Annotated in this window: 11 protein-coding genes; 5 read left to right on the forward strand and 6 right to left on the reverse strand. The window is 70.6% G+C overall.

Annotated features, from left to right (window positions below; genetic code table 11):
* Positions 1-93: 93 nt before the first annotated feature.
* On the reverse strand, positions 94-549 hold the full coding sequence (locus ABZ281_RS30750) for a PPOX class F420-dependent oxidoreductase (RefSeq protein WP_356660757.1): 456 nt from the start codon (positions 547-549) through the stop codon (positions 94-96).
* Positions 550-577: 28 nt separating this feature from the next.
* Positions 578-1,051, reverse strand: coding sequence for an ATP-binding protein (locus ABZ281_RS30755; protein WP_356660759.1), 474 nt, complete (start codon positions 1,049-1,051; stop codon positions 578-580).
* 130 nt (positions 1,052-1,181) lie between these two features.
* Between ABZ281_RS30755 and ABZ281_RS30760 the strand changes: the two genes are divergently transcribed.
* Together ABZ281_RS30760 and ABZ281_RS30765 are read left to right on the forward strand one after the other, a co-directional pair.
* A complete protein-coding gene (locus ABZ281_RS30760) occupies positions 1,182-2,024 on the forward strand; it encodes a helix-turn-helix transcriptional regulator (RefSeq protein ID WP_356660761.1) in 843 nt (280 codons plus the stop codon).
* A complete protein-coding gene (locus ABZ281_RS30765) occupies positions 2,021-2,203 on the forward strand; it encodes a DUF397 domain-containing protein (protein WP_356660763.1) in 183 nt (60 codons plus the stop codon). The genes ABZ281_RS30760 and ABZ281_RS30765 overlap by 4 nt, the downstream gene beginning before the upstream one ends.
* Before the next feature lie 25 nt (positions 2,204-2,228).
* On the opposite strand, the gene ABZ281_RS30770 is transcribed toward ABZ281_RS30765, so the two are convergent.
* Positions 2,229-2,579, reverse strand: a complete 351-nt coding sequence (locus ABZ281_RS30770) for a hypothetical protein (RefSeq protein ID WP_356660765.1) — start codon at positions 2,577-2,579, stop codon at positions 2,229-2,231.
* Between the two features lie 71 nt (positions 2,580-2,650).
* A complete protein-coding gene (locus ABZ281_RS30775) occupies positions 2,651-3,202 on the reverse strand; it encodes a YciI family protein (protein ID WP_356660767.1) in 552 nt (183 codons plus the stop codon).
* A 65-nt stretch (positions 3,203-3,267) separates the two neighbouring features.
* Between ABZ281_RS30775 and ABZ281_RS30780 the strand changes: the two genes are divergently transcribed.
* Both ABZ281_RS30780 and ABZ281_RS30785 read left to right on the forward strand, forming a co-directional pair.
* On the forward strand, positions 3,268-4,041 hold the full coding sequence (locus ABZ281_RS30780; protein WP_356660769.1) for an alpha/beta hydrolase: 774 nt from the start codon (positions 3,268-3,270) through the stop codon (positions 4,039-4,041).
* 41 nt (positions 4,042-4,082) lie between these two features.
* Entirely contained in the window at positions 4,083-4,478 is a 396-nt protein-coding gene (locus tag ABZ281_RS30785) for a hypothetical protein (protein WP_356660771.1), read from the forward strand.
* A gap of 60 nt (positions 4,479-4,538) precedes the next feature.
* Here the strand turns inward: ABZ281_RS30785 and ABZ281_RS30790 are convergent, their stop codons facing one another.
* On the reverse strand, positions 4,539-5,195 hold the full coding sequence (locus tag ABZ281_RS30790; protein WP_356660773.1) for a DUF4360 domain-containing protein: 657 nt from the start codon (positions 5,193-5,195) through the stop codon (positions 4,539-4,541).
* A gap of 311 nt (positions 5,196-5,506) precedes the next feature.
* Positions 5,507-5,962 (reverse strand): Rrf2 family transcriptional regulator, encoded by a 456-nt coding sequence (locus tag ABZ281_RS30795; protein WP_356660775.1) that lies wholly within the window; start codon positions 5,960-5,962, stop codon positions 5,507-5,509.
* 99 nt (positions 5,963-6,061) lie between these two features.
* Here ABZ281_RS30795 and ABZ281_RS30800 point away from each other — a divergent pair.
* On the forward strand, positions 6,062-6,927 hold an 866-nt coding region (locus tag ABZ281_RS30800; protein ID WP_356660777.1), incomplete at its 3' end, for a beta-galactosidase.

A 6,927-nucleotide genomic window follows, 5' to 3' on the forward strand; every position in this document is an offset into this window, starting at 1 on the left:
GCGAGTTCAGCGGCATCGAGGAGGGTCAGCCGGTCTCCCGTACCGGTGAGGTTCTCTCCGTCGCGGTGGGCGAGGGGTGCCGCAGCAGTCCCCTTACCCGATGTCGAGCGCGGTCCCGTACAGCCGGTCCACCCGCAGCCGGATGACGACGCGCCGCTCGTCGACCAGTTGCCGGAGGAAGGCGTCCTCGTCCTCCGGCTCGGCGCCCGCCGGGATCATCGCGAGCAGTTCCCGGCCGACCGCGTCGCCGGGGGCCGCGGTGGCCTCGGAGACCTCGGCGTCGCCCTCGGCGACGGCGAACGACCAGACGTCCCCGCCCTGCACGTGCAACGCCGCACGCGGTTCACGGCGCAGGTGCTGGACCTTGACACGGTCGGCGGTGGTCGAGAAGCGCACCGTGCGGGACTCGGCGTCCCAGCTGTACAGCATGGTGGTCAGGTGCGGGTGGCCACTGCGCTTGACGGTGGCGAGCGTGCCGAACTGCTGCGCGGCGAGCAGGTCGGAGAGGGCTGCGTCGGACAGGAGGCGGGGCGTCGGTCTGTCGTTCATGACATCGCCAACACCGGGCGGCGCCCTGTCATTTCGAAATCGGTTCCGAAATCCACTCCGGCAGCTGGATCTCCGCACGCACGGTCTTGCCGGGCGGTTCGCGGTCGATCACCTCCCAGCGGTCGGCGAGGGCGTCGACCAGGACGAACCCCCGGCCGTGCTCGTCGAAGGGCCGAGGCGGGCGTACGGCATCCGGGGCGGGCGGATACGGGGGCCCACTGCGGGTGTCGATCACCTCCACCCGGACGCTGCCCGTGACGATCGCCAGCCGCAGTTCGAAGTCCCGGCCCGGAACGCGCCCGTGCGTCACGGCGTTGGCCGCCAACTCGGCCACGATCGCGCCGGCCGCGCAGGAGACGTCCGACCCGTACGGGATGCCCCAGGAGTGCAACTGGTTCAGCGTGAGGTTGCGGGCGAGGCGGGCACCGCGCGGGGTGGAGCTGAGGCGCTGCCTGAACACACGCACGGTAACCGGGTTCTGGGAGATGGGCTGTGGCGTCATGCACCCAATCTGACGGCTGAGATGGGCGATTGCCCAGGCTGCCGTCGCGTACGCCGCGACAGCGTACGCGGTAACGGACTGGACAGTACCGGTGACTACCCGTGACGATCCCTTCGGGAGGTGACCGACGGTGGTCGATGGCGTGGTGGGGACGGGCACGGGTGGCGAGCCGGAGTCGTCCGACAGTCTGCGGACGTTCGGAGCGGTGGTCCAGGGCTTGCGCGAGCACGCGGGGCTGAGCCGGGAGGAGTTCGGGGAGCTGGTGCGGTTCTCCAAACACACGGTGGCTTCGGTGGAGTTGGGAAGGAGGATGCCGGACGCGGAATTCGTGCAGCGGGCGGAGGAGGTGTTCGGGAGGACGGGGGCGTTGCGGAGGGCGGCGGGGTGTCCGGAGCGACAGCCGGGGCTGGCGGCTTGGTTTCGGCGGTGGGCTGCGCTGGAACGGACCGCCATCACCATGTGCACGTACGCGTGCCGCATGGTCCCAGGCCTGTTGCAGACGCAGGCTTATATCCGGGCCCTCGCCGCAGACAACCTGCCGCCGCTCGCCGACCGGCAGATCGAGGAACGGTGGGCAGCACGAGCCGAGCGGCAGAAGCTGCTGTGGGCGCGACCGAACACCGCGTTCAGCTTCATCGTCAAGGAGCACGCGTTCCTGCGATGCACAGGCGGCACGGCAGTTACGCGGGATCTCATCGACCACGTGCTGCAGAGCTCCCGGCTACGCAACGTTGAGATCCAGGTGATGCCGCTGGTACGCGAATCCCACTCGGGACTCCAAGGCCCGTTCCACCTTCTGGAAACACCGGAGAACCAGTGGTTCGCCTACCTCGAAGGGCAGGAGAGCGGCCAGCTTGTCACCGACCGGAAAGTGGTCAGCGTGCTCCAGAGGAGGTATGCCAGGATGCGTGCGCAGGCTCTCTCCCTCGAAGACTCGGTGAGCCTGTTGCAGCGCATGCGAGGAGACCTATGAACACCAGCGAACTGGCCTGGAACAAGTCCAGTTACAGCAGCAGCGCTTCCGGCGACTGCCTGGAGGTCGCCACCGACCCTGAGACGATCCACATCCGGGACTCGAAGAACGGGCAGGGTCCCGAACTCCACATCTCCGCCACCGCCTGGACCGCCTTCCTCAAGCACACCGCCCGGTGACTGCCGGGGCCGCCCGCTTCACTGCTCAGCCCCGGGCGGTCCCGAACAGCCCGTCGACGATCCGCCGCAGTGCGGCCTCCTCCTGACCGGCGTCTTCCCCCCGCTCGTACTCGGTCAGCGCGATGCCGGCGAGCGTGAACTCCCGCGTCAGCGCCCGCACCGCTGCCAGCAGGTCGTCGATGCCGAGACCCCCGGGTTCCGGTGCGTTCCGTACGCCGCCGTGCGCGCTCTCGACGCCGCCGTCGAGCGCGACCGTGCACCGCCGGCCTTCGGGCATCAGCTCGGCGAGCCGGGCAGCCCCACTGCGCAACCGGCCGGCGGTCGCCGCTCCCGACCCCTGCCACTGCGCCACCTCAAGCACGGCCCGACCGGACACGGGAATCTCCTCTTCACGGTGATCAACACAGCCTATGAGCGGCAGGGACACGGACGGACGTGCCCCGCGCCTCACCGTCGCCCGCCGAACTCCCAGTCATGCACCTCGATTGCCGCGTACCGCTCGGCGGTCAGCACCGCACGCGCCGACTCCACATCCGCAGCCCGCACCAGTGCCGCCGTGCCCGCCCACACGGCACCGTCGTCGGACAGCAGCGGCCCGTACGCGATCAGTTCGTCCTGTCGGGCACCCGGCACATCGAGGTCGGCACCGCCCCCCGAACCGAGCCCGAGAACGAGGTACCGCTTCCCACCCGTCCGGCCGCCGGGGAACTCCCGCATGGTCCGCCCCAGCAGGTTCCGCCACCGCCGCACCACCACATCCCGGTACGCCCCGGCCTGGTAGTTGGGCTCGTCGAAGGCGAACGCCCGGGCGGCGGCGGCATCCGGCAGGTCGACGATGTGGACGCTGCCCGTGACCGTCTCCCCGTCACCGGCGAAGGTCGGCCCCCGGGCGATCAACTCCGCCTCGTACTGGTCCATATAGGCCCAGTGCGCCTCCCCCAGCTCCTCGCGCAAGGGCAGGGAGCCGGGCCGGTCGCGGTGGTAGCAGAAAAACTCCATGGCTCATCCAACCCCGGTGGTTACTCTCGTGTCTCCGATCATCGCGACCACAGGAGAGGCAGACCGTGCGCAGCGCCGCCGTAACGCCCGAGGGCGACCGAATCCGCTGGGTCGAGCTGCCGGGGCAGGAGCCGCCACGGGTCTACGTGCACGGGCTGGGCGCCACGTCACCGGCCTACTTCGCTTCCGTCGCGGTCGACCCGAGGCTGTCCGGCCGCCGCTCCCTGCTCCTGGACCTCCTGGGTCACGGCATCAGCGACCGCCCGACGCACCTCGACTACACGCTGGAGTCTCACGCCGACGCACTCGCCAACGCTCTGACGGCGGCGGGTGTTTCGGCCGCCGAGCTGATCGCCCACAGCATGGGCGGCTCGGTCGCGATCGTCCTGGCGGCCCGCCACCCCCACCTGGTCTCCCGCCTGGTCCTGATCGACGCGAACCTGGACCCGGTCCCGCGCATCCCGGGTTCGCCGGGCAGCAGCGGCATCGCCGCCTACTCCGAGGAGGAGTTCCTGAAGGGCGGCTGGGAGGAGGTCCGCGACCGGGTGGGCCCGCACTGGTGGTCCACGATGCGCCTGGCCGGCCGCGAGGCCCTGCACCGCAGCGCGTTCCACCTCACCCGGGGCTCCGACCCGACCATGCGTGAACTCCTGCTGGAACTGAAGATCCCCCGCACCTTCCTGCTCCCCGCGGCGGACGGCCCACTCCCGGGCGCCGACGCCCTCACCGAGGCAGGGGTATCCGTCGTCGCCGTCCCCGGCTGCGGCCACAACGTCATGCTGGACAACCCGGAGGCCTTCGTCCGGGCCACCGCCGCGGCACTGACGTCCCGGGACTGACCGGCCCTCATCACCGAGGTACGAGGAACGAGGCCCCCTCCATGCGGTACGCACGATTCGTCAAGGGCACCGTCACCGTCACCGCCGCCACCGCCGTCTGTCACACCCTGATGACCGCCGGCTACACCTGGGCCGGCGCCGAAGCGGCGACGGGCGAGGCGACGGTCTTCGCCGGCGCCTTCGAGTGGCTGGTGACCACGGCCGGCACCTGGGCTCTCATGCCCCTCCTGCTGGGTGCCGGGATGCGCGCCATGCGGGAGCGCGGCAACACCACGCTGATGGTCGGCGGCGGACTGCTCTGGGCATTGCTCTCGCTGGCCATGGTCGACGAGATCGACGGCCCGGGCCGGTCCATGCCGCTGCCCTTCCTCGCCTTCTACGTACTGGCCGGGACGGGACTGGCCGGGGCCGGAAGCGGTACGGGACGCCGAGGCTAGGGGTGTCCGGAACACCCTGCGAGGGGTGGCCCGCCGGTCGGCGGGCCGCCCCTCACCCCGTCACGACTTCTTCGGGGGGCACTCCTTCCACGCCAGGTGGTACACCGTGCTGATGTCCCCGTCCGTGGAGTCCATCGTCATGAAGCTGACCTTGTCGGCCGACTGGGTGCCGGCGTTGACGCGGATCTCGGTGTTGATGTTGAAGTTGCGCTGGACGCCGCAGGGTGCGTAGACCAGTTGGGCCCAGTCGGTCTCGTCGGTGGCCTGCCAGTTGTCGTTGAGGGGGCCGCTGAAGGGATGGCTCTTGTACACCGTGCTGGGCGAGCCCTGGAAGTAGTACGAGGCCCGCTGGGTGGCGCTCGCGCCCCGCTGGAGTGAGGCGAATCCCCGGTAGTCCGCGCTCGCGATGGCGTAGGTGAAGCCGCCGGGCACGTGGACCTTCAGGTTGAGCTGGCAGTTCCTGCGGAACGCGGTCGGGTCGGAGCTTCCGCCGGCCTGGGCGAGGTAGTCGCTGTAGGTCACCGTGAAGGCGGTGTTGTCCTCGGAGACCGCGACCGCTGCCGTGCCCTGCGGGCAGCCGGAGCCGTTCACCGTGGCGACCTGGATGATGATCTTGTCCGGGGGCGGGTCGTCGAACCCGGAGGACGGGGATTGTGCGGGAAGTGCGCTGGTGAGCAGCGCGGCGATCGCGCCGCTCAGGAGCAGGCCACCGGCCATGGTTCTCCCATCCGTGCGTGGGGGGTGGATCGTGAATGTGATTGAGCATGCACATGTCAAAGCGACAACCGCATACACCCCCGGCCTGTGACCCTTCCATGAAGGGAATGTGAAGAGCGGGAGCGGTCGCATCGTACGCAGCCCGGCAGGGGCGGACCAGGTCGCTCACCGGCCATTCACACTGGCGGGAATTCACCCGGTACGGGCGGACGCATAGGGTGCGTTGCACCAGTGCGTCAGACCGAGGACATCCCGAGGACGGAATGAGGATCACGCACAGCGCGCACAGCGCCGCGCAGGGCCGCCGCCCCTCAGGGGTTCTCCCAGGCCACCGGTTCCGCCGGCGGCCGCTCCACCGGCTCCGGCAGCGCCCCGGCCGCGGGGCCGGCGATCGTCACGCCCTCCAGGAGCCCGCGGACACTGGCCCGCGGGGCGATCCACAGCGCCAGCAGCGGCTCGGCGGTGCCGGAGTAGGCGAGGCCGCTCGGCCGCTCGCCGCGCACCGACACGATCGGCCCGTCCGCGGCCCGGATCACGTCCGCGACCGTGGTCTCCGAGGCCTCCCTGGCCAGCCGGTAGCCGCCGCCCCCGCCGCGCCGGCTGTCGACGCCGCCGCGCCGCAGATCGCCGAGGATCCCCTCCAGGAACGTGTGGGGAATGTCCTGCGCGGTGGCGACGACCTCCGCCGTCACCGGCCCCTCCCCCTGCCGGACGGCCGGCTCCACGACCGCTCGTACCTCATAGTCCGCACGTGCCGAGATCCTCACAGGACCATGGTGGCCGTCACCCTGTAGACATTGAGCACACGCACCCCGTACGACAAGCAAACGCACCACGTACCGCATGGCACAACAGGAGGCGCTCCCTTGGAGCTCAGCAGGCGTACCTTCCACGCTCTGGCCGGCACGGCGGCGCTCGGCTTCGCGCTGACCGGCAGCGGGTCGCCGACCTCCGCCAACCCGGCACGCACCGCGCCCACCGGCCCACCGCCCCCGGTGCCGAGCGCGGACGGCAGACCGCACGAGATCGGCTTCGACCACTACTCGCTGCTGGTCGACGGCCACCGCCTGGTGCTCTGGTCGGGCGAGATGCACCCCTTCCGGCTGCCGAGCCCGTCGCTGTGGCGGGACATGCTGGAGAAGATGCGCGCCCACGGCTACAACGCCGTCAGCGTGTGCGTCGCCTGGAATTACCACTCCTCCGCGCCCGGCCGCTACGACTTCACCGGCGTGCGCGACCTGGACCTGTTCCTGCGGACGGCCGCCGAGACGGGGATGTACGTGATCCTGCGGCCCGGGCCGTACATCAACGCGGAGATCGACGCCGGCGGCTTCCCCGGCTGGCTGACCGCCACCGAGGGCCGCGCCCGGACCTCCGACCCGACGTATCTGCGCTACGTCGACGAGTGGCTGACCGCCGTCAACGCCATCGTCGCCAAACGCCTGTTCACCCGGGGCACGGGCACGGTCCTCCTCTACCAGATCGAGAACGAGTACGACGCGCACGTCGACGAGCCGTCCGGGCGCGCCTACATGTCGTACCTGTACGAGAAGGTCCGCGCCGACGGCATCGACGTGCCGCTGTTCCACAACGACAAGGGCAGGAACGGCTACTGGACGCCCGGCTCGTTCGGCACCGGCGGGGAGGGCCTGCGCCAACCCGCTGGTGACGGCGGAGGCCGGGCGGACGGACACGCGGGAGCGGCGGACCGAGGAGTCGGGTCGGAACTGGC

This window comes from Streptomyces sp. NPDC006265 (assembly GCF_040613555.1).
In the GTDB taxonomy this organism is placed as follows: Bacteria; Actinomycetota; Actinomycetes; order Streptomycetales; family Streptomycetaceae; genus Streptomyces.

Bases quoted from the DNA above. Each gene is read 5' to 3' on its own strand.
- ABZ281_RS30750 (WP_356660757.1), bottom strand. From the start codon at position 549: ATGAACGACAGACCGACGCCCCGCCTCCTGTCCGACGCAGCCCTCTCC.
- ABZ281_RS30755 (WP_356660759.1), bottom strand. From the start codon at position 1,051: ATGACGCCACAGCCCATCTCCCAGAACCCGGTTACCGTGCGTGTGTTC.
- ABZ281_RS30765 (WP_356660763.1), top strand. From the start codon at position 2,021: ATGAACACCAGCGAACTGGCCTGGAACAAGTCCAGTTACAGCAGCAGC.
- ABZ281_RS30775 (WP_356660767.1), bottom strand. From the start codon at position 3,202: ATGGAGTTTTTCTGCTACCACCGCGACCGGCCCGGCTCCCTGCCCTTG.
- ABZ281_RS30785 (WP_356660771.1), top strand. From the start codon at position 4,083: ATGCGGTACGCACGATTCGTCAAGGGCACCGTCACCGTCACCGCCGCC.
- ABZ281_RS30790 (WP_356660773.1), bottom strand. From the start codon at position 5,195: ATGGCCGGTGGCCTGCTCCTGAGCGGCGCGATCGCCGCGCTGCTCACC.